Here is a 25,835-nt window from a genome sequence, read left to right as displayed (position 1 = left end):
GCCATCGCCTCCTGTTGTTCGACCTCCTGATGGACGCGCTCAGTCCGCTGGACGGCGTGACCGGCCGGCTTCCTGGCGCCCAACGTGCCTGGGATCTGCTCGCCGCGGCACAGCGCCGTGATCCGGCGGCGGTCGAGGAGTTGCTCCTGCTCCCCGAGACCGGGCTGTGGCTGACCCGGCTGCTGACCCGGCTGCGCTCCAACGGCCCTGCTGACACGCCCTTGTGGGCGGAGGCCGGACATCTGCACACTCTGGCCGCCGTGGCCGCCGCCCGGGCGGGCCTCACCTTCAGCTTCCCCGTCCCCGCCCTCCAGGAGAAGGTCTGGCTGCCCACCCTGGGGCTGGCCCGGCTGCCCTCGGCGCACCGGCACCGGAACGTGTGGACGGTGGCCGAGGTCCGGTCGGTGCACGGCCGGATCACGCTCGTGGGTGCGTACGGGCAGCTGCGGCTGCCCTCCGTCCCGGAGCACCCGTCCAGTGGCTGGCTGCCCCAGCGCCGGTCGCCTCTCGTCGCGGGGGCCGCCCGCCGGATCCCCCTGGACGATCTCGGCCACCACCGCATCGCCCCGATGCCCGACGGTGCGGCCGAGCGGCTGACGCACAGCGCGTACGGCTCCTGGAGCAGGCTGCTCCAGGAGTCGTACGCGCTGCTGGCCGCCATGGATCCGCCGACGGCCGACGCGGCCGCCGTGCTGCTGCGCTCCCTCCAGCCGATGTCGGCGCACGAGCGCTTCCGGGTGCGCAGCGTCAGCAGCGGGCACGGCGTCGGCGGGCTGGCGTCGTCCGTCCCCGACACGGCGCCCCTCTGCGCGGCCACGCTGGCGCACGAACTGCAGCACAGCAAGCTCAGCGCGCTGATGCATCTGTACCCGCTGCACGAGCCCGCGCCTCCGGGCGCGCCGCAGCGGCTCTACTACGCTCCCTGGCGCGATGACCCGCGACCGCTCGGGGGCATGCTCCAGGGCGCCTACGCCTTCACGGCGGTGGCGCGGTTCTGGAGTGCCTGCGCCGCCCGGCTCGCCGGGCCCGACGGCGGCCTGGCCGCTTTCGAGAGCGCCCTGTGGCTCGGCCGGCTGACCGAGGTCGTGCCCGCTCTCGCCACCGACCCGGCGCTGACCGCGGCGGGACGGGACGCCCTGCAGGCCCTGCACGGCGCCGTGGTCCGGTTGCACGGCCGCACCGGCGAGGGCGCCGAGGTGACCCTGGCGCGCCGGATGGCCGCCGACCACCGGGCGACCTGGCGGGCCGCCCACGTACGGCCTCACCCGGACGATCTGGCGGTGCTGTCGGCCGCCTGGTGTGCGGGCCGGAAGCGGCCGCCCGCGCTGCCGCCGCGGCCGCACCCGGAGATCAGGGAGTCGGGGGCGCGGCACCTCGACGCGCGGGCCATGCTGGTGCGTGTCCGGCTGGCCGACCCGGCGGCACTCGACAAGATGCGCGACAGCCAGGGCGATCACGTGCCCGGGCTCGCAGGGGCAGGCCCCGCCGATGTGCTCTGGGCCTGCGCCGAGTTCACCGCGTCGTGGCGGCTCTACTCGCAGGAGATCCGGAACGCGCCGGCCGGTCCCGCGACATGGACGGGGCTGGGGCTGGCCCTGGCGGATGCCGGACGTTCGCCGGAGGCGGTCAGGGCGCTGACCGTGATGCCCGAGCTGGTCGCGGGCGTCCACTCCGCCGTCCGGGAGATCTCGTCGCGTACGCCGGACCCGACCGCCCTGGCCGATTGGCTCGGCCAGGGCGGTACCGGTCCGTCCGGCAGCTGTTAGATCGTCATGGGGTCGATGTCGCAGTTGGCCCTGCGCCAGGCGAGCGTGTCCGCGCTGGCCCGGTGGTCCGGGCCGAGCTGCTCGTTGATCGCGTCCACCGCGCTCCTGTGCAGTTCCTCCGCTTCGCCGGTACGGCCCAGCGCCCTCAGGTCCGAGGCGGTGTTGCCCCGCAGCACGAGCACCGTGGGGTGGGACTCGCTGAACTTCTCGATCAGCGCCGCCGTCGTCTTCCGGTCGAGTTCCAGAGCCGCGGCGGCATCGCCCTGGGCGAAGAGGTCATTGGCCAGGTTGATGGCGCAGATGAGCGTGTGCGGGTGCGTGTCGCCGAGCGGTGCCCGGAACCGGGCCAGCGCCGACTCGTTCAGCTTCCGCGCTTCGTCCACCCGGTCGAGCAGCCGCAGGGTGACCGCGAGGTTGGCGTCGGCCGCGACGGTGTGCGGATGGTCCTTGCCGAACACCTCGGCGTACAGCGCCCTCGTCCGCTCCCCGAGCTCCAGCGCCTCCTGGAGCCTGCCGTTCTGCCGCAGGTCGATGGAGAGGTTGAGGGAGGCCTGCAGGCCGTCGGGGCTGCGCTCGCCGTACCGGTCGATGAGCGCGGTCCTGGCGGTCTCCGTGCTGGCCTGCGCGTCCTCGTGGTGGCCCGCCTTGCGCTGCGCCACTCCGAGCCGCGCCACCGCCCGCAGTGCGGAGGGGTGGAACTCCCCGAAGGTGCTGCGGAAGGTCTCGACCGCCTCCTCGCATGCCTTCTCCGACGCGGCGTACTCCCCGAGTTCCTGCCGGTCCAGGGCGAGGCAGACCTCGGAGTTGAGCGTCGTGGGCGCGTCCGCGCCGAACATCTGCACCTTGGTGCGCCAGCTCGCCTCGTCCAGCTCCCGGGCCTCGCGGAAGAGGCCGTTGCCACGTCGGGTCACCGCGAGGTTGTGCGCGTGGAGCAGGGTCTCGGGGTCCTCGTCGCCGTACGACCTGACGGCCCGCTGGTAGACCTCCTCGTCGAACTCCAGCGCGCCCCGGAAGTCGCCGCGCGCTCTGCGGTCGCCGGACACCTGGCCCTTGACGCGCAGGTACTCCTCCTCCAGGTCCGGGCCGGCCTCCTCCAGCGTGGCGAGCATCCGCTCGCCCAGGGCCGCGGCCTGCGGGTAGCGGCCCATCGTCCACATGATGTAGCGCACGTGGCGGCCCAGGATCAGCGTCTGCTGGTCGTCCTCGCCGAAGAGCCGGCACCAGTGCTCGTACGTCTCGCTGGAGAAGTCCAGGGCCGCTTCGTGATCGCCCCAGTAGAAGAGGTACTCCGCGACGTTGTAGACCATCTGGCGCACGTTGCGGTTGGGCGAGAGCGACGCCTGGGACGCGATGACGTGGGGGTAGAGCTCGCCGAAGCGCGTCCAGTTCTGCGGGGCACGCGGGTCGCTGGGGGCGTTCGCCGCGAGGAGCAGGTGTGCTCCGTGCCGGAACGTGCGGCGCTGGTCCTCCGCCATGCGGGCTTCGAGCACGGCCTGGACGAGCCGGTGCATCTGGATCGAGTTGGTGCGGTGGTCGATCTTCGCCAGGGAGTAGCGGCTGATCTCGCGGATGGCCCGGCTGAGCCGGATCGGGTCGGTGAAGATCCGGTCCAGCTCCGGGGCGATCGGTTCGGAGACCGCGTTGGCGAAGAACTGCCTGGAGACCGGTTCCGGCGCGAAATAGGCGCAGAGCTCCAGGAGCTGGATGGCTCCGGCGTTCTTTCCCTCGACATGGTCGAGGGAGACGTTCCACGCGGTGGCGACGGTCTTCTCGTACTGAGTCGGCGGGGAGACCGCCATCAGCTCAGCGCTCTTCTCTTCGAACACCCTCAGATACTCGGCCGGAGGCATGCCCGTCTCCGCACGCCACGCCGATGCCTGCTCCACGGCGAGCGGCAGGTCGCCGAGCACCTCGGCGAGCATGTCCGCGTCCTCCGTGGACAGATCGGGGTTGCGCCGCCGGAGCAGCTGGATACTTTCCTCCCGCTCGAACACATCGACTTCCAACGGGTGGGCCAAGGTGTTCCACTGGGGATTACGCGATGTCACGATTACGGAGCCTACCGGTCCGCCCGGCGGAGTGCTCGGGAAGTATTCCTGCACCGCGGCCGGACTTTCGGCGTTATCGAACACCAGAAGCCATTTACCGTACGGATTTCCGGTGCGCAGCGCCTCCAGGACGGCCGGCACCGCGGTAATCGCCTCGCTGCTCACCGGCAGGTGGAGCCGCCTGGCCAGCTCGACAAACGCCTGCTGAATTTGTGTGGGCCGCTCCGCGGGGATCCAGCAGACCACTTCGTATTCGGCGGCATGACGGTATACGTATTCCAGCGCGAGCTGCGACTTCCCGACGCCGCCCATTCCGTGCAGTGCGTGCGGGAGCACTGCGGTCGGCCCGTCACGCAGGCCGCGTTCCAGATTGATGAGCAATTCTTCGCGTCCGGTGAATACGAGGTTCCTCGGTGGCATGTTGCCCCAGACGGCCGGCATGGGCGGCCGCGCACCGCCTCCCGCCGGTACTGGCGGGACCTGAGTCACCGGCGAGGGGGGGACCGTAGTCACGTTTGAGCCTCCAGGAAGGGCGGTCGTACTGTCGGGGTCGTCGGGGAGTGTCTCATCGGGCGGAGGCCGCGGAGCGTTGCGCGGGGTCTCGGATCCGGGCGTGTTCGCGGCGGCCGGCGGACCGGCGCCGATGTGCTCGCCGAGGCGCCGGGCGCGGTGCAGGTGGTTTCCGGAAATCGCTTGCAGCGCCGCATGTTCGGCCTGCCGGAAGCGAAGATTCTCCGTGGTGGACTCGACGGTCGTGAGCGCTTCCTCACGGTGCGGCGACTCCTGTGATCCATGGAGGTAGCCAAGGAATTCACGTGCCGCCTCATTGCGCGGGGCCAGGAACTCCGCAGCCTTTTTCAGTGCCCTCTCGGTGGCCGTTCTGCTTCCTGCCGCGAGTAACTCCTCGCGTGCGCCGTCAACGAATACGTAGGACGTACCGTCGCAGCCGGGAAGCGGATCGACGAGCGGGCTGATCAATAACTCCGCCAAATGCGCCTGCGAGGCTCGCGGCATCACCTGCCGCTTCACCTCGGACATGGTTTCGAGGTCCAGTTGGACGGCCGCCAGGCGGGTGGCCAGCGCGAACGCCTCCGCCGAAGCCTTGGTGCGGAACCGCGCCACCAATTCGGTGGCGGTGAGCCTCTGAACGGGTGACGGCTCGGGAGCGGACAGCGGTCCGGCACTCGTGAGGATCGCCGCCATGTCCGCCCAGCGCGGGGTGGTCCCCGCGACGAACCGGGCCCACGGGCCGAGCCATTGCGCGCCCAGTTCCAGCACCGGGACGAGAACGACCTGGTCGGACGGGGTGCGCGGGAGGGACGCGGCCAGCGGCTCGGCGGGCTCCCAGTGCATCTGCGCGTTGGCGGACCACGGCCCCTGGGCGCGAAGGCGCACCCGCACGGGAAAGAGCCCGGTGCTGGACCACAGGCGCTGCGGCAGCAGTTGGAGCACCACGACCGGCTGGTGCCGGCCCCAGAGCGCCGCCAGTCGCTGCGCGGCCCCGGAACGCCAGGCGGGCGCGACCCCGTCCGTCACCAGGAAGACGATCTGCCGCGCCGTCGGATCGACGAGACTCCGCGGCGGCTGGGGGTGCGACGCCCGGCCGTGGCCGCGCAGCAGCGGACGCGCGGCGTCGGCGGTGTCGAGCGTCACCGTCTTCACGTCGCGCATGCCGCCGTACCGGCTCAGCATCGTCCGGAAGTGCTTCACGGCCGGTCGCCACATGGTCATGTGCGGGGCACTGTCGACCACGAGAACCGCGCTCCGCTGCCGTTCCGGCTCGGGCGTGAGCACCGGCGGCAGGAACGGGGCGAGCGCGATCCGTTCCGCGGTCGCGGCCTCGTCCAGGACCTCCGCGTGGGCGGACGCGACGAAGGAGCGCAGCGGTCGCAGGGCACGGCCGAGGCTCAGCCGGTCACGCGGAGGGCGTTCGCCCGCGCGGGGAGCGACGGCTGTCCGCAGGTACGAGGCCGCGGGCAGACCGGCCCCGGGTCCGAGCGCCGGCAGCTCGGCCGGATCCGGCCCGGCGAGAGGCGGCGGTCCGTCGTCCTGCACGGAGGACGGCAGCGCCCCGGGCCCCGGCGGCTGCTGTGCCGCGGGCTGCGGCTCCTCCTCCCGGTCCGGCTGCTCCGGCTCGCTCACACGGTTGTCGTCCGGTCCCCCGGGGGCGGGCTCCGGGGGTTCGCCTTCGTCACCGTCGGTGTCCGCCGGCGCCTCGCCCGCTGCCAGTCCGGGGTGGTTCGCCGCCAGCCACAGCGAGTCGGCCACTTCCCACGGATACAGGGCGGCGAGTGGCAGCGGTCCGCCGTCGGGCGGGCTCATCGGACCGTCGCGGCGGTGCTGCGCACCCGCGCCCGCGGCCCTCGAAGAATCCCCGGTCACCCCGAATCCGCCCCTTCACCGCCCAGCGGATGCCAAATGGCGGCGAGGACCGATTGCCACTCGCCGGCGTCGCTTCCGTCCTGCTGGTAGAGGCCCGATGTCGCCAAATGCGCGGCATTCAGCAACTGATCGGCGGCCAGCCCACCCATCCGGGAGCTCCGCCGGAGGAAATCACGGATCAGCGCGTCCTGGCTGTCCCCGAGGAGGTCCCCGAAATGGCCGGAGACGAGTTCTCCCAGCGTTTCCGCGTCGGGGTCCGGAATGTCGAGCCGGAGGCAGCGCCTCATAAACGCTTCGGGAAACTCGCGTTCGCCATTCGACGTCATGATGATCACGGGGAAGACATGAGCCCTGACCAGACCGTTCTCGACCATCGCGGTGCGGTCGGGATCAGCCGTATGGACGGTGGTCGTCGCCTCCGTCTGTTTCACCCGTACGAGGGGTGGCACTTCGAACCACGCGTCCTCGAACAGGGTCAGCAGGTCGTTGGGCAGATCGGCGTCGCACTTGTCGATCTCGTCGATGAGGACGACGCGCGGCAGCCGGTAGGGAAGCATCCCCGTACCCAGGGGCCCCAACTGCACATAGTTGCCGATGCCTGGCCGGCCGCTGCCCTCGCCGCCGTCCTGGGTGGCCTGCGCACGTCCGATGGCGTCGTACTCGTACAGGCCGGAACTCAGTGTCGTACGGCTGGTGACGGGCCAGTGCAGCACCCGTCCGAGCCTCAGCTCGCGGGCGATCCGGTAGGCGAGGCCCGACTTGCCCACTCCCGGCCGGCCCGTGACCAGCAGAGGTCTGCGCAGCAGGAGCGCGGCGTTGACCAGGCGAAGCTCCTCGGCGCGAGGGGCGCGCCGGCGTCCGGGCGGGCCGAGCCGGCGGTCGGCCTCGTCGTCGTCCGGCGGCTGCGGCATCGTCGCCGTGCCGCGGAAGGTCCGCCAGGGCGGTCCCTCGGGCCAGGTGCGCTCCTCGTACGGCTGGTCCGGTAAGGGGTCTCCGGTACCCCGGTACAGCCGGCCGTCGTTGTCCGCCGCGTTCACTCGGTCCCCCCTACAAAGGTGGCGGGAGCGTTCTGCCCGCCCTCAAGAAGATGCTCGGGGTCGTCCCAGATCATGCTCATCGAACGGATCGCGTCAACATCGCGCTCCCGCACCGCACTTGACTCGTCTGCGACCGTGGAACGGACGGCAACGTCGGACTTCCACTGTTGCGCACTTCCGGGAAGGTGTGCCAGCCCCTCATTGGCCAAGCTTTCACGAATAATGCTCCGGAACACCGCTGACGCGGGATCCGCCCGGTGGTAGACGACTATCGGCACCCCGAGGTCCAGGGCGAGCCCCAGCTCCCGCAGCCCCAGTTCGCTCTCGCGGTGCGGCGGCCTGCTGAGCACCATGCCGATCACGTCGTCGTCCCGCCCTATCTTGGCGTCCAGGAGGGCCAGGTGCTCGGCGTCCGTCAGCCCCTCCGGAGCACATTCGTGCATCTGCCCCTGGCCGCCACCGGTCCGCCAGTGCGCCCAGCGGGCGCGCCACGCGTTGTGGAAGGTGGGACGCTGTACGCGCTCCAGGCTGTGCAGCATGATCTCCCGGTATCGACTCAGCAGGGCGTTGGGGAAGCCCAGCGAGGGATCACGGTCCCACCACTCCACGGGCTCCGTGAGGAGCTCCGCCGGGAGAAAGATCTCCAAGGCGGCGTTGTCCGCGCGGGAGTGGCGCAACTGCGTCATATGAGTGAGCAACTTGGCCACTTCATAGGGTAGTTGAGATCGGGTCACGGGTTCCAGCGGTTCGGTGTGCGGATCTCGCTGGAGGGCGTTCGAATCCGGATATCTGACGCAGGCCGACACGTAGTAGCGCGGACTCCTTACCATCCGCCGCCTGCCCGCGCCGCTGTGGGGCGTGCGGTCGGGCTCCACCTTGACGTAGATCCTGATCAGCGGTCTGGCCGTGCCGCCGGGACCCTCGCGCGGGGCGTCGGCGGCCTCCTCGACCCGGGGCGCGACCGCGTCCCTGAGGCCGTCCCTCAGCGTCGCCAGCGGTGCCGCCAGGTCCCACAGTTCGGCGAAGTGATCGTTCCAGCTGCGCAACTCGCCTACGCCCGACGCCACTTCGGGGAAGAGGGAGAGGTGTTCCAGAAAGGCCATGGCGGGCATCAGTTCGCCGGGGCGGCCGTTGTGGTCGGCCAGGTGGAGAAACGCCTCCCAGGGCGTGGAGCAGTTCTCCGGCAGGCGCGCCAGACCGTCGGTGGCCCGCTCCACCAGGGCGCCGAATTCGGCCACGGGAACATCCAGCACGCGCCGCAGCGGCTCCCAGTCGGGTCCCGGAAACGCCAGCCGCGCCTTCCACTGCGCGAGCAGGAGGAGCAACGCCGGCTCCAGCGCGGGCGTGACCAGGCAGGTGGCCTCCACGAGGCGGTCCATGCCGTCGTCCAGCGGGGCGCAGCCGTAGACGATGCTGACGAACTCCTGGCGCGTCACGGTGAAGCTCGCGGGCGTCAGACCCGGAATGTGCTGGTGGACCATCTGACGCCACAGGTCCCGGCTGCTGTCGTTGATGAGCCGCCCGGCCGGGTCCTCCAGCGCCGCGATCACCGCACGCAGGACACGGTGCTGGACGCTGTCGAATCCTCCCGTGCTCACGTGCGTCCTCGCTTTCGCCGTCACGTGCGTTCGAACAGAAAGGGGTGGCCCAGGGTATGGGGTCCGCGATCAGGCCGGAAGCGCATCGCCCAAGACCCGGTAGAAGTCCGCGTTGGCCCAGTAGGAGCTGTGGGCCGCGGAGACCGGCTGCCGGTTGTCGACCCGGACATCGGTGATGCGCGGATCGTTCCCGAAGGCCTCGGCCGCCAGGTAGGAGAGCAGGTCCCGGCGGTCGTGGATGTTCAGCCATCGGGGGAACGCCTCGGGCAGTCCGGTGCCGTAGGGAAGGGACGGCAGCGCGTCCAGTTCGTACAGCAGCGGCGCTTGCGAACCCACGGTCACCAGCATGTCGGCAACGGGGGCCGGGGCCCCGGCCGTCAGCAGGTCGAAGGCGATGATCCCTCCCAGGCTGTGCCCGAGCAGGACCAGGGGCCCCCGGCCGGCGAAGGTCCGCGCCGTGGCGGCCACCTGGTCACGCACCGCCTGGCCCCGTGCCAGATAGCTGACGATGTCCCCGAAGAAGCCCACCGAGCCGTGGCTCAGCCGGGCGCGCCTGGCGACGAGCATGCGGGAGCCGACGGAGCGCTCGAAGAGCCGTGCCGAGTATCCGAGGGCGGAGACGAGGGCCTCGCTCAACCCCTTTGTGTCGCCCCCGAGTTCGTACGTGAGGAGGTCCACGAGACCGTCCCGCTCAGGCACCGGGAACATGCCGGCCCCCCGGGACGACCGCGCCATCGCCCAGGCGGTGAGAGCGCGGGCCACGAGCCGGGGAAGGGCTTCGCCCTCGGTACGCGCGACGGCGGCGGCCCGGCGCAGTTCCGGGGCGGCCAGCAGGGCGGCGGCCGCTTCGGCGACCGTGGGGCCGGACACGAACGCCCGCCACGCCTCGGCCACCTCGCCGGACTCCGCCAGATGCGACAGCGCCTCCAGGAGCCGGTCGCCGCCGGAGACCACACCCGGGGTGAAGAGGGCGGGGGCGCCGGTGGTGGACGCGTTCCCCGACAGGGCGTAGACGCCGAGTTCGGCGTACGGGTCGGCGTACAGCATCGCCCAGCGCAGCCGGTCCTCGCCCGCTCCGCCGTCCTCCTCGAAGCCGCCGGGGAACGGCGGGTCCGGCTCGGCCGCCGCCTCGTCCTCCTGCGCCTCCCGGGCCGCCGCGAGGTACTCCGGGTAGCCGGGGATCGACACGCCGCCCGCCCTCAGGTAGGACCCGAGCGTGGAGCCCCAGTCGCAGGGTTCGACCCGTACGTCGGGCCGGACCCCGGACAGACCGGCCCGGATGCCCTCCAGTGCCTGGGTGTAGGACGGCTCCCGTACGCCGGTGCCGTGCACGAAGAGAAGTGTGACCATCGTCCGCTGCCCCCTGCTCGAACTGTCCTTCAACTCACGCCACTTGACGATTCTACGGACCCCGGGGTCGCACGTGCGGCGGATCGTGCGCCCGCGGCGCCGTCCGGCCTCGCCGGCTGGCCGGGTCCTGCGGACGCGAGCGCACCCGGGCCGGCGCCGCGAAGGGCCGAACCGGCCATCCCCCACCACACTCATCTATCGCCCGGCCGAACCCAGGAGTGCACCAACTGCTCATAACCGAGCAGAGGTTCCTGACGATCACACATTTTCGGTCACAAGCGACTTCACACGCCCGCATACTGGGAGTTCACTGGTCGTGACGAGTGGTGACGCGATCGCCGTGCACGTCAGGCGGTCCGCTGCCCTGGGCCTCATGGGGTCCGGCTCCGACGGCCCGGCCCTGCGGAGGAAAGAGGACAGCGATGACAGCCGCCCCTCCCATGACGCCTCGTCGGCGGGATCCGGCCGTCGGGCCCGGCCATGGCAGGCAAAGACCGCCACGTCCTCCCCGTAGCGACCACCCGCCCCGCCGGCTCTGAGTCCACCCCTGCGGCGGTCCGCCGCCGCAGCCGGATCGCGGCCGCGCCATCTCCCGCGCCGGTGCGGACAGCTGTCCCCGATGACACGGCTCTGCCGGGGCGCCGATCGGCAGAGCCGCGTTCACCGCCGCCGTCCCGGCCCCGTGCGTGCGCGGTCCCCTCGCGCATCCCCTCCCCCTGTTCGTACCGTCTCGAAGAGGTGCACCATGAGCAAGATCGCGCTTCCAGAATTCCATATGCCGTTCGAGAGCGCCGGATGCCATCCGGGAGTAGAGAAAACCAAACAGGCCGCTTGGGAATGGGCGGAAGCCAGTGACCTCGTCCTGTCACCGGTGGCCCGGAAGAAGATGATCCGGACCCGGCCCGAACTCTGGATATCCCTGATATTCCCCGAGGCCTCGCAGAAACACCTCGACCTCTTCTGCCAGTGGCTCTTCTGGGCCTTCCTGGTCGACGACGAGTTCGACGACGGTCCGGCAGGCCGCGATCCGCGGGTGTGCGAGAGCGCGATCGCGCATCTGGTGGACGTGCTGGACGGTGCCCGGGCGCCGGCCGGTCCCATGGAGCACGCACTGGACGAACTCCTGGTCCGCACCTGCACGGACCGGTCGGCGCGCTGGATCCGGCAGTTCCGCCGCGATACGGCGGCCTGGCTGTGGACGTACTACGCGGAGGCGGTCGACCGGGCCGCGGGGCATGTGCCGAGCACCGCCGACTTCGTGAAGCACCGCCGCGACTCGGTGGCCATGCAGCCCTTCCTCGATCTGCACGAGATCACCGCGGGAATCGATCTGCCGGAATCCGCCCGCAGCCTTCCCGCGTATATCGCCCTGCGCAATGCGGTGGCCGATCATTCGGGTCTCTGCAATGACATCTGCTCCTTCGAGAAGGAGGCCTTACTCGGTTATGAGCACAACACGGTCCGGCTGATCCAGCGGGACCGCGGCGGCACGCTCCAGGAGGCCGTCGACGAGGCCGGAATGCTGCTGGCACGCATCGCCGACCGGGTACAGCGGGCCGAGAAGGAGCTCGCCGAGGAGCTGGAGGCGGCCGGCATCGAGGGTCTCCCGCGCGCCGCCCTTGAGCGGTGCGTCCGCGACTACCGGGGCCTCGTACGCGGGGACTTCGACTACCACGCACGGGCGGAGCGCTACACCCGTCCGGACCTCATGGAGATCGACGAACAGGACTCCATGTCCCGGAACTTCGCAGCCTGACCGGCGCACGCCACAGAATCACGCGTCCGCGACAGCGTTTTCCGGACATTTCCCGTCCGGCCGCCCGGGGGCTCTCCGACCGCCGCCGAGCGGCCGGAAAGCCTCCGGGCCGGAAGTGGCCCGTCCCGGCGCGTACGGGCCTACCGCGGTCGCCCACGCGTGGCCGGGCGCGCCCGGCCGTGCTGTGCTGGTAGCCCCGCCCGACACTCGCGGAAGGGCCGGCGCCATCCCATGACCACCGCACCTCCCCCGATATCCGGGGCCGGCCCGGCCGCCCCGCTCGCCCCGCTCGCCCGCACGGCGCACGGCACCGTCCGCGGCACGTACGAGCGGGGTGCCGCCGTGTTCCGCGGCATCCCGTACGCGGCCCCGCCGGTGGGCGCCCACCGGTTCCGGGCGCCGGCGCCGCCGGAGCCGTGGGAGGGCGTGCGGGACGCGGCGCGCTTCGGCCCGACCGCACCCAAGCGGCCGTACGCCCCGCCGCTGGACCGGCTGCTGCCCGATCCCGAGGTGGCGGGCGAGGACTGCCTCAACCTCAACGTGTGGACGCCGCACCCCGCCCGCACCGGGCTGCCCGTCCTCGTCTGGATCCACGGCGGATCGCTGCTGCACGGCTCGTCGGCCGTGCCGCTCTACGACGGCGCCGCCTTCGCCCGCGACGGTGTGGTGTGCGTGACGGTCAACTACCGCCTCGGCATGGAGGGTTTCGGGGTGTTCCCGGACGCGCCCGCCAACCGGGGGCTGCTGGACCAGCTCGCGGCCCTCGGCTGGGTGCGGGACAACATCGCGGCGTTCGGCGGCGATCCGGACCGGGTGACGGTGTGCGGCGAGTCGGCGGGAGCGATCAGCATCGCCGCCCTGCTCGCCACGGACCGGGCCCGGGGTCTCGTCCGCCGGGCCGTCCTGCAGAGCGGGGCTCCCTCGGCGGTACCCCTGGCGGCGGGCCGACGCACCACCGAACTGATCGCGAAACGGATCGGAGTGGCGGCGACGGCGCGGGATCTGGCCGCCGTCGATCCGGCCGCGCTCCTGGCCGCACAGACCGAAGTGACCGCCGGAGGCTCCCCGTTGACCGGCGGCAACTCCTTTCAGATCGTCGTGGACGGTGAACTCCTGGTGCGCGATCCGGCCGAGGCGCTGCGGGACGGATCCGCGTCCGGCGTCGATCTGCTGCTGGGGTCGAACACCGAGGAGTACCGGCTCTGGTTCGTACCCAGCGGGCTGACCGAACGGCTCTCCCGGACGAGACTCCGGCTGGCGCTGTGGAGGTTCCGGGTGCCGGGCGCGACGGCCCGCACCTACCGGGCGAACCGGCCCGGTGCCACCCCCGGTGAACTGCTGGGCGCGCTCGCCACGGACCTGTTGCTGCGCGTGCCGCTGAACCGGCTGGCCGACTCCCGGAAGGACGCCGCGGGCAGCACGCACTTCTACGAGTTCGGCTGGCCCTCCCCCGTGCTGCGGCTGGGCGCCTGCCACGGGCTGGAGATCGGCTTCGTCTTCGACAACCTGGCCGGACCGGACGCCGTGGCGCTCGCCGGCGAGGACGCCCCGCAGGACCTGGCCGACGCGATGCACGCGGCATGGGTGCGGTTCGCGGAGACCGGGGACCCCGGCTGGCCCGCCTGGGACGCCTCGCGCCCCGTGATGCGCTTCGGCCCGGGCGCCCCGCGGGTGGTGCGCGCCCGGCGCGAGGACGAACGGCGCGGCTGGGCACCGTACAGCCCTTAGACGTGCCGGACGCCGCCTGGGCTTCCGGAACGCTCCCCGAGAGCGTCCACGGCGGCCGTAGTCAGCGGGTGCCGATCCAGTGCGGGTCGGGGACGACCGTCAGCACCGCCGACACCAGCACGACCGCTCCCAGGGCGGCCGCCTCGCGGCGCGCGGACCGCTCGGCGCCCGCCGGGTCCGCGTCCCTCGCCAGCCGTCGTCGCGCCACCAGCGCCAGCACGCTCACGACGGCCAGCAGTGCGAGCTTGGCCAGCAGGGTGCGTCCGTAGGCCGAGGTGAGGACGACGTCCAGCGGCAGCCGGCGCAGGGCGCTGCACGTCCCGGTCACCGCCAGCGCCACGTACAGCCACGCGGCCGGGCGCGCGTAGCGGCCGAGCAGGGCACGGGCCGCGGCCGGGGACGCCCGCCACAGCCGCATGGTGCGCAGGACGTGGAGGAGCCCGCCGGTCCACAGGGAAGCGGCCGCGAGGTGGAGAGTGGTGAGCGCGGCGCCCGCCAGGGGGCTGTACGCCTCGGGGTGGGCGCGCAGCGCCTCCGCGACGACGACCACGGCGAGCGGCAGGGCGGCGAGCGCGGGGCGCCTGCTCGCGGCGCAACAGGCCGCCAGGGCGAAGCCGTTGGCGGTCAGCAGGAGCAGTCCGCCCTCCCGCGTCCCGTAGGTCCCGACCGGGCCGAGGTCGCTGACCAGGGCGAGCCGGACGATCTGTCCCGCCGCCGCGGCCGCGCCGATGACGGAGGCCGCGGTCGCCCAGTCGCGCGCGACGGCCGGGGGGCGGTCCGGCACGGAGCGGACGAGCGCGCCCGCCGCGAGGGCGCCGGTGTGCACCGCGAGGGCGGCGAAGAGGGCGGTGCGCAGCAGGGTGGCGGTTCCGGCGCCGGGGATGCGCAGTTCGCCGGTGCCGTACGCCACGGCCGTCGCGCCCAGCAGCGCGGCCGCCACGGCGAGCAGGCAGGCCGCCGCGACGACGAGTACGAGCGTCACGGAACCGCGGCGGGCCGGTCGGGGGGCACGGGACGGGATCACCACTCACCCCCCTTTCCTGAGTGACAAGCACACAAATCGCCGACTGCTGTCCATGGGAACGCCAGTCCTTCACCCGGAAGAGGGCATTAGGGAAAGCGCGAACGTTTCTGCACCACCACCCGGCGGGACCCTCGGGCTAGGTTCACCGACTGTCACCTCACCGACCGTCACCCCACCGACTGTCATGCGGGCCCCGGGTACCCCCACACGAGGCCCGGCGCTGCGAGGAGAGGCATCAATGACCGAGACGCCGGTTTCCACGGCACCCTCCGTATGCGCCCCGCTGCCCGAACCGTGCGGCCGGGTGTACCGCCGGGACGGACGCACCGTGGTGGCACTGCGCGACGAGATCGACATCGCGACAGCCGCACTCATCGGACCGGCCCTGGACGGGGCGACCTCGCAGGACACACCGCAGCTCGTCGTCGACCTGACGGAGGTCAGCTTTCTCGACTGTTCGGGGCTGAACCTGCTGTGCCGGGCCCGCCGGCGTGCGCTGGACCGCGACGGGCGGTTCTGGCTCGTCTGCGGCTGCCCGCGGATCCTGCGTCTGCTGCGGGCGGGCCGGCTGCACGACCTGTTCCGTCCGGTGGCCACTCCGGACGAGGCGTTCCGCCGGGCGGCCGCCCCGGACGACGCCCCGCGTGCGGCGGAGTCCGCCGCGGCCACCGGCTCCCGGCCGGGCACGGAGCACGGCCCCGCGCACCCGCCTTCGGCGCTGTCCCGCGCCCCCCGGCCCGCAGGCCGGGGGTCCGGGGAACTCAGCCCTGTGCGGCCCAGAACTCGTCGAACGTGAGGAGCCCGTCCCCGTTCGCGTCGTGGGAGTTGATCACGGCCTGCGCGACCGGCTCGCTGACGTAGGGGTCACCCAGCTGAGCCATGACGCTCTTGTACTCGGCAGCCGAGATCAGCCCGTCGCCGTTCAGGTCGAACCGCTCGAATGCCTTGCGCGCCGACTCGATGTCCGCCACTGTACCGCCCCTTCGTATGACTGTCTGACGGGAGCCAGATTATCGGGCGTGACGGCTGGCCCTCGCGGCGGCCGGTAGTCGATCATGGGTGGGCCGTCCGCCGCCCGGCGGCCGGTGGCCCGAGCGGGGAGCACACGGCGCGATGAGCGAGGCACTGGCCCGGATCCTGGAGGCAGCGGCGCACGGACGTTTCCCGCCGCCGGACGGCTCCACGACCGTGCTGCGGCAGCCGAACACCCGGGACGCGGGCGTGCTGGCGTTCACCGCGCACTCGGTGGTCTTCACCGACGAGGACCCGCGGTGGGTCCGGGACACCCTGGCCGCCACCCCCGGGGACGCGCTCGCCGCGACGATGAATCCGTCCTTCCTGGGCGCCTTGCTGGCGCGGACCGGCCGGCACATGAACACGGTCGACCTGCTCACGGTCGCCCCCGCGCTGCCGGGTGCGCCGGAGCTGGAGCTGCGGGAGATCCGCGATCCAGGACATCCCCGGGTGGCGCGGGCGATGAAGTTCCGTGACGAGGTGCGGGTCTGGGGCACCGAGGGCGGGGTGCTGATCCTCGGCCGGGGTGTCGCAGGGCGCTGGGAGACCGCGATCGAGGTGGCCGAGGAGGCGCGCGGGCGGCGGCTCGGCGAGCGGCTGGCGCGGGCGGCCCGGCAACTGGTGCCGGACGCGGTGGTGTGGGCCCAGCAGTCGCCGGGGAACGCCCGCAGTGTGCGGACGTTCCAGGCGGCGGGCTACCGGCCGGTGGGCGCGGAGGCGCTGTTCGTCGCGGGCTGAGCCACCGGCCGCCGGGGGCTGGCCGGGCTCAGCGGAAGACCCCGGTGTGGCCGAGGGAGTAGCGGCCGGGCTGCGGGTAGACCGCGAGGCCGTGCGGTCCGCTGCCCACAGGGATCCGGGCGAGCTGCTTGCCGGTGGTGGTGTCGATCGCGTACACCTCGGCGTTGTAACGCCCGGACAGCCAGAGGACCTTGCCGTCCGCGGAGACCCCGCCCATGTCCGGGCTGCCGCCGTTCGGCAGGTGCCACTTCTTCGCCAGCTTCCTCTGTGCGAAGTCGAACACGGAGACCGAGCCCTCGCCCCGGTTGGAGATGTACATCTCCTTGGCGTCGCGGCTGACGTAGAGCCCGTGGCAGCCCTTGCCGGTGGGCAGCAGCTTCGGCTCGGTGAACTTCTTCCCGTCCAGCACCCACATGCCGTTGGCCATCATGTCCGCGATGTAGAAGGTGCTGCCGTCGGGCGACAGCTTCACGTCCTGCGGCATGGCGCCCTTGAACGGCAGCTTCTGGTGGCCCACCACCTTCATCCTCGCCGTGTCGACCTTCAGCAGGTCGCCGGAGAACTCGCAGGAGACGATGAAGTACCGGCCGTCCGCCGAGAAGTCGGCGTGGTTGACCCCCGCGCAGCCGACCGGAACGGCCTTGACGGTCTTCATGGTGTGCGCGTCGCGGAAGACCAGCTCGCGGTCCATGGAGGCCATCACGACGGCGTACTTGCCGTTCGGGGTGAAGTAGAGGTTGTACGGGTCGGAGACACCGACCGTCCTCCCCGCCTTCCCGGTGGCCGGGTCGATCGCGGTGAGGCTGTCCCCGACGTCGTTGTTGACCCAGAGGGTCTTCAGGTCCCAGGACGGGACGACGTGCTGCGGCTGCCGGCCGACCGGGATCGTCTCGATGACCTTGTACGTGGCGGGGTCGATGACCGAAACCGTGTTGGAGTTGGTGTTGGGCACGTAGACCCGGGACGGGAAGTCCCTGACGACCGGTGACAGCTTTCCGGGGCCGTCGGCCGCGTACACGTTCCGGGCGTCGAGCACCGGCGGCATGCCGGGCAGTCCGGGCGGCGCGGGCGGGGTGACGTGCCTCGGCCGGGCGGGCGGGGCGGCGGCCTCGGAGGGGGCGTCCGACGCCGCCCTGTCCGCGGGGGCGGTGCCGCAGCCGGTGAGTACGGCGAGCAGGACGCCCCCGAGCAGGGCCGCGGCGCGTGTGGTGGTGGGAGGCATCAGGTCAGCAGCTCCGTGGTCGTCACCGCGCGCAGTCCGCGGCGGTCGAGTTCGGTGAGGAGGAGGGGCAGCGCGGCGACCGTGTCCGCGTAGCCGAAGTGCAGGCTCACCACCGATCCGTTGCGGATCTCCCCGGTCACCTTGCGGGTGACGGCCGCGGCGCCGGGCGAGGTGAAGTCGAGGGAGTCCACGTCGTAGGAGAGGACGTGCGGATATCCGGCCCGGGCGGCGAGCCGCTGGACGAGGGGGGTGGCGTACCGGGTGCGCGAGGGCCGGAACCAGGTGCCGATGGAGCCGGTGAGCCGGCGCAGCCGCTGGGCGCAGCCGGTGATCTCCGCGTACGCCTCCTCCTCGCCCATCGAGGAGATGTCGACGTGGTGCTGGGTGTGGTTGCCGAGGTCGTGGCCGCCGTCGAGGATCCGGCGGGCCATCTCCGGGTGTTCGTCGAGCCAGCTGCCCACGGCGAGGACGGTGACCCTCGCCTGCGCGCGTTCGGCCTCGGCCAGGACGGTCCGGGCGACGGCGGGGTCGCCCTGGCCGTGGAAGGTGAGGGCCACGCGCGCCCGGTCCCGGGGGCCGTGGTCGACCTGCGCCGGCTGTCCGGGGATGCGGTGGGGGGCGGGCGCGGGGGCGTGGGCGCCGGTGGTGGCGGCCGGCTTCTTCGGCGCGGGGGTGGTGAGGGGCTTCGCCGGTGTACCGGCGGCGTCCGGGTCCGCGCAGCCGGCGGCGAGGGCCGCCGCCAGGGCGGCCCCGGCTCCTGCGCGCAGGGCGCTGCGGCGGTGCACCGGTCGGTCGGAGGCGTTCATGTGCAGAACATTAGGGGCGAGATGTCAGGAAAATAACAATTGACCCCTTATCGACCGAGGAGGTCACACGGATGCGCACACCCACCCCACGGACGATCAATGAATCACCCGGGTAATCCACTGGATATTCACTGTTTTCCAGGCGAGTGACCCAGCACACCTATGATTCATTGAGAAAATGTCTGGTTACGACCAGTAATGTGCGCGTTGCGGCTTTGGCGATGGAGTCGTCCGTCTGTCATAGTCGGGGACACGACCCCCATCGACCCGGGCCAGGTCGTCACAAGCGGCCGTGAACACACCCCCCATTTCACGGTCCCCACACAGAAGCCCCCGCAGCGCCGCACCACGGCCGATCCGGGGGCTTCTGTGCATCCCGGGGCGGTCGGAGCGGGTCAGCGGTCGGAGATCCGCATCTCGAACCAGGTCGTCTTGCCACGCGGCAGCAGGTCCACGCCCCAGCGGTCGGAGAGCTTGTCGACCAGGAAGAGACCGCGTCCGCTGACGTCCATCTCCTGGACGGGCATCAGGCACGGCAGTCCGCGCGAGGGGTCGCGCACCTCGATCCTGATCCAGCCGCGCCGGCGCAGCATCCGTAACCCGAAGACGCGGGCGCCGGTGTGACGCACGGCGTTCCCGACCAGTTCGGACACGAGGAGCACGGCGTGCTCGGCGGTCTGCGGGGAGAGCGCCCACTGACGCAGCACCACACAGGAGGTGAGCCGGCGGGCGGTGGCGGCGGACTCGGGACGGGAGGGCAGCCGGACCTCGTCCTCCGTCGGATTTCCGAACAACTCCAGCGCTTTGAACGCTTGTTCGTCCTCGACGGCCGGCATCCTCCGTGCCGCTGTCGCGCTGCTGCGCTGTCGCGGCTGCTCCACACCCTCCAGGCCCGCCATGGACACCATCATGGCCGCACGGCAGGCCGTCCGGGGCCGTTCCCGAGGAATCCCCGACCCGGAATCAATCATTCCGCAGGGGGCTTCAGGCATATGCCGCTGGCAGAATGCCCCTGCTGACACCCCCGCTGACCTGCACGGACATCGCACCCGAACGGGTTTGCCCGTGCGGACGGGACGCCGAGCCTTAAGGTTGCCTTAAGGCTCAGCTAATCCGCCCGCACGGATGAACGCTCCGGTAGCCGTTCCCAACTGTCGTTCGGTCAGAGGAACTTGGCCTTGCCCGGACCCTCTTCCACAAAGCTGCGCATACCGCGCTCGCGGTCCTCGGTGGCGAAGAGTCCGGCGAACCAGGTCCGCTCGATCGTGAGTCCGGTGTCGATGTCCGTCTCCAGTCCGGCGTCGACGGCCTCCTTGGCGGCGCGCAGTGCGAGCGCCGGCCCCTTCGCCAGCTTCGCCGCCCAGGCGTGCGCCTGCTCGTACACCTCGGCGGCGGGCACCACTCGGTCCACCAGCCCCATGGCGAGGGCCTCCTCGGCCTTCACATGGCGGCCGGTGAAGATCAGGTCCTTGGCCTTGGCGGGGCCCACCAGACGTGCCAGGCGCTGGGTGCCGCCCGCGCCGGGGATCAGCCCGAGCATGATCTCGGGCTGCCCCAGCTTCGCGTTGTCCCCGGCGATCCGGAAGTCCGCGCAGAGGGCCAGCTCGCAGCCGCCGCCGAGCGCGTAGCCGGTGACGGCCGCGACGACGGGCTTGGGGATCCTGGCCACCGCGGTGAAGGAGTCCTGCAGGGCCTTGGACCGGACGACCATCGCCGGGTGGTCCATCGCCTGCATCTCCTTGATGTCCGCGCCGGCCGCGAACACCTTCTCGCCGCCGTAGAGCACCACGGCACGCACGTCGTCGCGCCCCGACGCCTCTTCGGCGAGCTCGCGCAGCCGGTCCTGGGTGGCGACGTCCAGGGCGTTCATCGGCGGCCGGTCCAGCCGGATCGTGCCGACGCCGCCGCTTACTTCGAGGGTTACGGTCATGGAAGGCAGGTTAGACCGACCGGCAAGCGGGGGGCGGAAGAAGGAGCGGGGCTGGGCGCGTGCAGCTGCAAGGCGGAGGATTGAGGCAACGCGGAGCGTTGTTGATTGACGACAACGCCGCAGATGCGCGTGCCCAGCCCCGCGACGCCGCCCCCCGCTTGCCGGTCGGTCTCAACCGGCGCTAACGCACGGGGGCCCGGTGCTGTTGGTCACAGCACCGGGCCCTTACCTGTTCCGTACGGGTGGGACCTACTTGGTCCACTCCGACCAGGACATGTTCCAGCCGTTGAGGCCGTTGTCCGGCGGGATCGTGCTGTCGTGGGAGTTCTTGACGATCACGACGTCGCCGATCAGGGAACTGTTGAAGAACCATGCAGCCGGGGTGCTCGGGTCACCGGCACCGCGCGCGTCCTGCAGACCGACACAGCCGTGGCTGGTGTTGGTGGTGCCGAAGATGCCCGATCCGCCCCAGTAGTTGCCGTGGATGAACGTGCCCGACGTGGACAGACGCATCGCGTGCGGCACGTCCTTGATGTCGTACTCGCCGCCGAAGCCGACGGTGTCGCCGTTCATCCGGGTCACCCGGAGCTTCTCGCTGATGACCATCTGGCCGTTGTACGTGGTGGTGGCCGGGGCGCCCGCCGAGATCGGGATGTCCTTGATCTGCCTGCCGTCGCGGACGACCTTCATCCGGTGCGAACTCGCGTCGACGGTGCTGACCTGCCGGCGGCCGATCGTGAACGACACGGTCTTGGCCTGTTTGCCGTAGACCCCGGGGCGTCCCTCCACCCCGTCGAGGTTGAGCTTGACGGTCACCTTGGTGCCCGCGGCCCAGTAGTCCTCGGGCCGGAAGTCCAGGCGGTCGTTGCCGAACCAGTGGCCCGCGATCTCGACCGCGGGCTCGGCCGTCACCTTGATGGCCTTCTCGACGGCCTCCGGGTCGGTGATGCCCCGGGTGAAGTGGATCGAGACCGGCATGCCGACGCCGACCGTGGAACCGTCCTCCGGGGTGTACTGCCCGATGAAGGTGTTCTTCGGGACCAGCGTGGTGAAGGTGGTGTCCTTCGCCGACTCACGGCCCTTGGTGTCCTTGGCGACCGCGTGGACCTTGTACTTGGTGGCCGAGGCCAGATGCTGGTCCGGCTCCCAGCTCGCGCCGTCCGCCGCGATCTTCCCCTCGACCTCGGCACCCTTGGGGTCCGAGACCTTGACCGTGGCCAGCTTCCCCTGCTCGGCCGAGATCTTCAGCGCACCGCTCGTCGCGACCGAGTCGGCCCCGTCCTTCGGCACGATGTTCACGACGGCCTGCGAGGCCGCGGTGTCGTCGGTCCTCGCCCCGGCGGCCTTGCCGCCCTTGCTCCCGCCGTCGGTGTCGCCCCCGCCGCATGCCGTCACCAGCAACAGCAGCGCACCCAGCACCAGAGCCAGCAGACCGGTGGCCCCACGCCCCCGCCTCCTGCTGTCGGCCCCGGCCGATGCCCCCGATATCGGCTGCCCGTTCAATGTGGTCGTCTCCCCTCGCACGGCCTGGCCCCGCCAAGACCCTGGGAGCGTGCAGGCTCCCGCCCCCGCGCGCTACACGTGCGCGCTCAGCGAAAGATAATCACACCGACTGCGGGCAGATCTCCTCCGTAATGTCACCGTTCCGTCCCAACTGGTCCCAGGAGTTCACCTGGTCGCAGGCGGTGCGGCCGTCGCGGACCCCGGTACGGCGGACGGCGCGGCCGTTGCGGCCGCGCCGTCCGTACGCGCCGGAGTGCGCCCCCGGGTGTCAGCGGAGTGCGGAACCCGCCTTCCACGCCTTCCAGTCCAGGTTCCAGCCGCCCAGCCCGTTGTCCGGCGCGACCTTCTTGTCCTTGGAGTTGACGACCTCGACGACGTCCCCGATGAGCGTCCGGTCGAAGAACCAGCCGGCCGGGGTGGAGCCGCTGCCGCCCTGCACGTCCCGCAGCCCGATGCAGCCGTGGCTGACGTTGGTCGAGCCGAAGATGTCCTCGTCCGACCAGTAGTTGCCGTGCAGGAAGGTGCCGGACTCGGTGAGCCGGATCGCGTGCGGGACGTCCTTGATGTCGTACTCGCCGCCGAAGCCGACGGTCCGGCCGTCCATCCGCGTCACCTCGTGCATCTCACTGACGACCATCCTCCCGTTGTACGTGGTCGTCGTCGGGGAACCCGCGGTGATCGGGACGGTGGAGACCAGCTGCCCGTCCCGGCGCACCTCCATCGTGTGCGCCGCCGAGTCCACCCGGGACACCTGCTCCCGGCCGATGGTGAACCTGACCGTCTTGCGCTGGCTGCCGAACACCCCGGGCGCGCCCTCCACGTCACGCAGCCCGACCTCGACGGTCACCTCGGTGCCCGGCTGCCAGTACGCGGCGGGACGGAAGTCCAGGCGCTTGTCGCCGAACCAGTGCCCCGCCACCTCGACCGCCGGATCGGCCGTCACCCGGATGGCCCGCTGCACGGCCGCCCGGCGGGTGACGGGCCGGTTGAACGCGAAGGAGACGATCATGCCGGTGCCGACCGTCGACCGGTTCTCCGGTTTGAAGTAGCCGATGAAGCGGTGCTCGGGGACCACCGTCGTGAAGGTGGTGTGGCGGGCCGAGCGGTGGCCCGAGCCGTCCACCGCCACCGCGTCGACGCTGTACTTGGCGGCGAGTCCGAGCCGGCCGGACGTCCCCTGCGGCGACCAGGACAGCCCGTCCTCGGCGATCAGGCCCCGCACCTCCTGCTGCTGGGCGTCCTCGATCCGCATCACCCGCACGCTCTCCAGCCGCCCGTCGGGCACCTTCACCTCCACCCGGCCGTCCGGCCCGATGTCCTCGGCCCCGTCCCGCGGGGTGATCCGGATGGCCTGCTGCGGGGAGCGGGGTTTCCCGCCGATGATCGAATCCGTACCCGAGCAGCCGGTCAGAACAGCCAGTACGGCCAGTACGGCGAGCAGTCCCGACCGGGCCTTCACGGTCGCCGGGCTCGCCCCTGCCTTCTTCGCTACGTGGTTCACGTCCCCCCAACGACGGGGGCGGGCCGGGGGAAACGTGAGTGCGGGCCCCGTCGTGGGCAGAACAGAGGGGACGACCACACTCGGGGAGCCGCGGCCGGGACGCCGCGCGCCCCCCTTTCGGTGCCGGTCCCACGAGCCGCGGGAGGCGAGCAGGTGTCGAGCGCAGCCGAGCAGGAGGCAGTGCCGAAGACGGAGACGCGACCGGCCGGGTCCGCGGTGGAGCGGGCGCCCGCCGCCGGAACCGGGCGGTCCGCCGAGCCGGCACAGCGGCCGCCCGCCGTGTGGCCGGGGGCCCCGATGCCGCTGGGAGCCCGCTTCCGGGTGGGCCCCGACGGGGTCGCGGGCACCAATTTCGCCCTCTGGGCCGGCGGGGCGGAGGCCGTCGAGCTCTGTCTCTTCGACGAGGACGGCACGGAGACGCGGCTCGCGCTGACCGAGCTGACCCACGAGGTCTGGCACGGCTTCGTGCCCGGGGTGCGGCCGGGCCGGCGGTACGGCTACCGGGTGCACGGCCGCTGGGATCCGTGGACGGGCGCCCGGTGGAACGCGGCGAAGCTGCTGCTCGATCCGTACGCCAGGGCCGTGGACGGCGATTTCACCCTTCCGGCGGAGGTGTACGGCCATGTGAGGGACTGGCCCCAGCAGCAGGTGGCCGACACCGTGCGCGACGAACGGGACTCCGCTCCGTACGTCCCCAAGGGAGTGGTCGTCCACGATGACGACGACTGGGCCGAGGACCGCCGCCCCAAGACGCCCTGGGCGGACTCCGTCATCTACGAGCTGCACGTGCGCGGCTTCACCGCACGCCACCCGGGAATCCCCGAGGAGCTGCGCGGCACCTATGCAGGGCTCGCGCACCCCGCGGCCATCGGCCATCTGAAGCGCCTCGGGGTGACGGCCGTGGAGCTGCTGCCGGTGCACCAGTTCGCCCACGAGGACCATCTGCTGCGGCGCGGGCTGCACAACTACTGGGGCTACAACTCGATCGGCTACTTCGCCCCGCACGCCGGATACTCCGCGAGCGGCACGGCCGGCCAGCAGGTCGGCGAGTTCAAGCGGATGGTCCGCGCCCTGCACGACGCGGGCATCGAGGTGATCCTCGACGTCGTCTACAATCACACCGCGGAGGCGGGCGAGCTGGGCCCGATGCTGTCGCTGCGGGGCATCGACAACCGCGGCTACTACCGGCTCCAGTCGGACGCCCGCAGATACGCGGACTACACGGGGTGCGGCAACACCCTGCACGTGGTGCAGCCGAACGTGCTGCGGCTGATCACGGACTCGCTGCGGTACTGGGTGACGGAGATGGGGGTCGACGGATTCCGTTTCGACCTGGCGGCGGCGCTCGCCCGCTCGATGCACGACGTCGACATGCTGTCCCCGTTCCTCGCGGTGATCGCCCAGGACCCGGTGCTGCGCCGGGTGAAGCTGATCGCCGAGCCGTGGGACGTCGGCAACGGCGGCTATCAGGTGGGGGCCTTCCCGCCGCTGTGGACGGAGTGGAACGACCGCTACCGAGACGCCGTCCGCGACTTCTGGCGCGGTGCGCTGCCCGACGTACGGGATCTCGGCTACCGGCTGACCGGGTCGAGCGATCTGTACGCGTGGGGCGGCCGCCGCCCGTACGCCTCCGTCAACTTCATCACGGCGCACGACGGGTTCACCCTGCGCGACCTGGTGAGTTACGAGCAGAAGCACAACGAGGCCAACGGCGAGGGCAACCGGGACGGGACGTCGGACAACCGGGCCTGGAACTGCGGCGCCGAGGGCGAGACCGACGACGGCACGGTCAACGCGCTGCGCCGCCGCCAGCTGCGCAACCTCCTCACCACGCTGCTGCTGTCGACCGGTGTGCCGATGCTCGTCGCGGGCGACGAGATGGGCCGCACCCAGGGCGGCAACAACAACGCCTACTGCCAGGACAACGAGGTCAGCTGGCTGGACTGGTCGCTCCTGGAGCAGCCGCAGTGGCGGGAGCTGACCGAGCTGACGGCCCGGGTGCTGGAGCTGCGCCACACCCATCCGGTGCTGCGCCGCCGGGCGTTCTTCTCCGGGCGGGCGCAGGCCCCGGACGGGCTGCGGGACCTGGCGTGGTTCACCCGGCAGGGGGCGGAGATGACGGAGGAGGACTGGTACGCGCCGGCGGCGACGGTCGGGCTCTACCTCTCCGGGCGGGACATCCCGGGCCGGGACGCGCGGGGCGAGCAGGTGACCGACGACAGCTTCCTGGCGGTCCTGCACGCCGGGGACCGGCCGGCGGACTTCCTGCTGCCGGGTCCGCCGTGGGCGGACGCCTACGAACTGGTCCTGGACACCTCGCTGGAGGACCAGTCCGCCGCGCCCGGCACGGTCCACCGGGGCGACGCATCGCTCACGGTGCCGGCGCGGTCGGTCCTGCTGCTGCGGGTGAGGTCCTGACGCGGGACGGGGGC

18 protein-coding genes are annotated in these 25,835 nt (G+C 71.7%); 6 read left to right on the top strand and 12 right to left on the bottom strand.

Annotated elements, in window-relative coordinates:
• Positions 1-14: 14 nt before the first annotated feature.
• Positions 15-1,766 carry an aKG-HExxH-type peptide beta-hydroxylase gene (locus OG408_RS27900; RefSeq protein ID WP_326672600.1) on the top strand — a complete coding sequence of 584 codons (1,752 nt, stop codon included), beginning with the start codon at positions 15-17 and terminating at the stop codon, positions 1,764-1,766.
• Here the strand turns inward: OG408_RS27900 and fxsT are convergent.
• The 4 genes from fxsT to OG408_RS27880 form a co-directional block, all read right to left on the bottom strand.
• Complete coding sequence (fxsT, locus tag OG408_RS27895) at positions 1,763-6,196, bottom strand: FxSxx-COOH system tetratricopeptide repeat protein (protein ID WP_326672598.1); 4,434 nt, start codon at positions 6,194-6,196, stop codon at positions 1,763-1,765. The two genes, OG408_RS27900 and fxsT, sit on opposite strands and share 4 nt — an antisense overlap.
• Positions 6,193-7,233 (bottom strand): AAA family ATPase, encoded by a 1,041-nt coding sequence (locus OG408_RS27890; RefSeq protein WP_326672596.1) that lies wholly within the window; start codon positions 7,231-7,233, stop codon positions 6,193-6,195. Before OG408_RS27890 ends, fxsT begins: the two co-directional genes overlap by 4 nt.
• Entirely contained in the window at positions 7,230-8,831 is a 1,602-nt protein-coding gene (locus tag OG408_RS27885; RefSeq protein WP_285567039.1) for a VMAP-C domain-containing protein, read from the bottom strand. The genes OG408_RS27890 and OG408_RS27885 overlap by 4 nt, the downstream gene beginning before the upstream one ends.
• A 69-nt stretch (positions 8,832-8,900) precedes the next feature.
• Positions 8,901-10,181, bottom strand: a complete 1,281-nt coding sequence (locus tag OG408_RS27880; protein ID WP_326672593.1) for a hypothetical protein — start codon at positions 10,179-10,181, stop codon at positions 8,901-8,903.
• 871 nt (positions 10,182-11,052) lie between these two features.
• Between OG408_RS27880 and OG408_RS27875 the strand changes: the two genes are divergently transcribed.
• A complete protein-coding gene (locus OG408_RS27875) occupies positions 11,053-11,937 on the top strand; it encodes a terpene synthase family protein (protein ID WP_442806070.1) in 885 nt (294 codons plus the stop codon).
• Between the two features lie 231 nt (positions 11,938-12,168).
• Positions 12,169-13,665, top strand: a complete 1,497-nt coding sequence (locus OG408_RS27870; protein WP_326672591.1) for a carboxylesterase/lipase family protein — start codon at positions 12,169-12,171, stop codon at positions 13,663-13,665.
• A gap of 61 nt (positions 13,666-13,726) precedes the next feature.
• On the opposite strand, the gene OG408_RS27865 is transcribed toward OG408_RS27870, so the two are convergent.
• Positions 13,727-14,689, bottom strand: coding sequence for a CopD family protein (locus tag OG408_RS27865; protein ID WP_326672589.1), 963 nt, complete (start codon positions 14,687-14,689; stop codon positions 13,727-13,729).
• A 238-nt stretch (positions 14,690-14,927) separates the two neighbouring features.
• Between OG408_RS27865 and OG408_RS27860 the strand changes: the two genes are divergently transcribed.
• Positions 14,928-15,485: an STAS domain-containing protein gene (locus OG408_RS27860; protein WP_326672588.1), complete on the top strand. Its 558-nt coding sequence runs from the start codon at positions 14,928-14,930 to the stop codon at positions 15,483-15,485.
• Here OG408_RS27860 and OG408_RS27855 read toward each other — a convergent pair.
• Positions 15,451-15,660, bottom strand: a complete 210-nt coding sequence (locus OG408_RS27855) for an EF-hand domain-containing protein (protein ID WP_266783071.1) — start codon at positions 15,658-15,660, stop codon at positions 15,451-15,453. The genes OG408_RS27860 and OG408_RS27855 overlap by 35 nt on opposite strands.
• A 142-nt stretch (positions 15,661-15,802) precedes the next feature.
• On the opposite strand from OG408_RS27855, the gene OG408_RS27850 reads away from it, so the two are divergent.
• On the top strand, positions 15,803-16,441 hold the full coding sequence (locus OG408_RS27850; RefSeq protein ID WP_326672585.1) for a GNAT family N-acetyltransferase: 639 nt from the start codon (positions 15,803-15,805) through the stop codon (positions 16,439-16,441).
• 28 nt (positions 16,442-16,469) lie between these two features.
• On the opposite strand, the gene OG408_RS27845 is transcribed toward OG408_RS27850, so the two are convergent.
• The 6 genes from OG408_RS27845 to OG408_RS27820 form a co-directional block, all read right to left on the bottom strand.
• Positions 16,470-17,663, bottom strand: coding sequence for a YncE family protein (locus OG408_RS27845; RefSeq protein ID WP_266783067.1), 1,194 nt, complete (start codon positions 17,661-17,663; stop codon positions 16,470-16,472).
• The gene (locus OG408_RS27840; protein ID WP_326672583.1) at positions 17,663-18,469 is read right to left on the bottom strand and encodes a polysaccharide deacetylase family protein; all 807 of its coding nucleotides are present in this window, start codon (positions 18,467-18,469) and stop codon (positions 17,663-17,665) included. The genes OG408_RS27845 and OG408_RS27840 overlap by 1 nt, the downstream gene beginning before the upstream one ends.
• Positions 18,470-18,864: 395 nt before the next feature.
• Positions 18,865-19,380: an ATP-binding protein gene (locus tag OG408_RS27835; protein ID WP_266783063.1), complete on the bottom strand. Its 516-nt coding sequence runs from the start codon at positions 19,378-19,380 to the stop codon at positions 18,865-18,867.
• Positions 19,381-19,631: 251 nt separating this feature from the next.
• The gene (locus tag OG408_RS27830; protein WP_285567026.1) at positions 19,632-20,399 is read right to left on the bottom strand and encodes an enoyl-CoA hydratase/isomerase family protein; all 768 of its coding nucleotides are present in this window, start codon (positions 20,397-20,399) and stop codon (positions 19,632-19,634) included.
• A gap of 249 nt (positions 20,400-20,648) precedes the next feature.
• Complete coding sequence (locus OG408_RS27825; RefSeq protein WP_266783059.1) at positions 20,649-21,902, bottom strand: L,D-transpeptidase; 1,254 nt, start codon at positions 21,900-21,902, stop codon at positions 20,649-20,651.
• 268 nt (positions 21,903-22,170) lie between these two features.
• Entirely contained in the window at positions 22,171-23,403 is a 1,233-nt protein-coding gene (locus OG408_RS27820; RefSeq protein ID WP_326672582.1) for a L,D-transpeptidase, read from the bottom strand.
• Positions 23,404-23,556: 153 nt separating this feature from the next.
• Between OG408_RS27820 and glgX the strand changes: the two genes are divergently transcribed.
• Positions 23,557-25,821, top strand: coding sequence for a glycogen debranching protein GlgX (glgX, locus tag OG408_RS27815; RefSeq protein ID WP_326672581.1), 2,265 nt, complete (start codon positions 23,557-23,559; stop codon positions 25,819-25,821).
• Positions 25,822-25,835 lie beyond the last annotated feature (14 nt).

Origin of the sequence: Streptomyces sp. NBC_01257, assembly GCF_035917255.1 — a bacterium.
In the GTDB taxonomy this organism is placed as follows: domain Bacteria; phylum Actinomycetota; class Actinomycetes; order Streptomycetales; family Streptomycetaceae; genus Streptomyces.
Note: the sequence above shows the minus strand (reverse complement) of the source record. Positions and strands in the feature narration are given on the sequence as shown.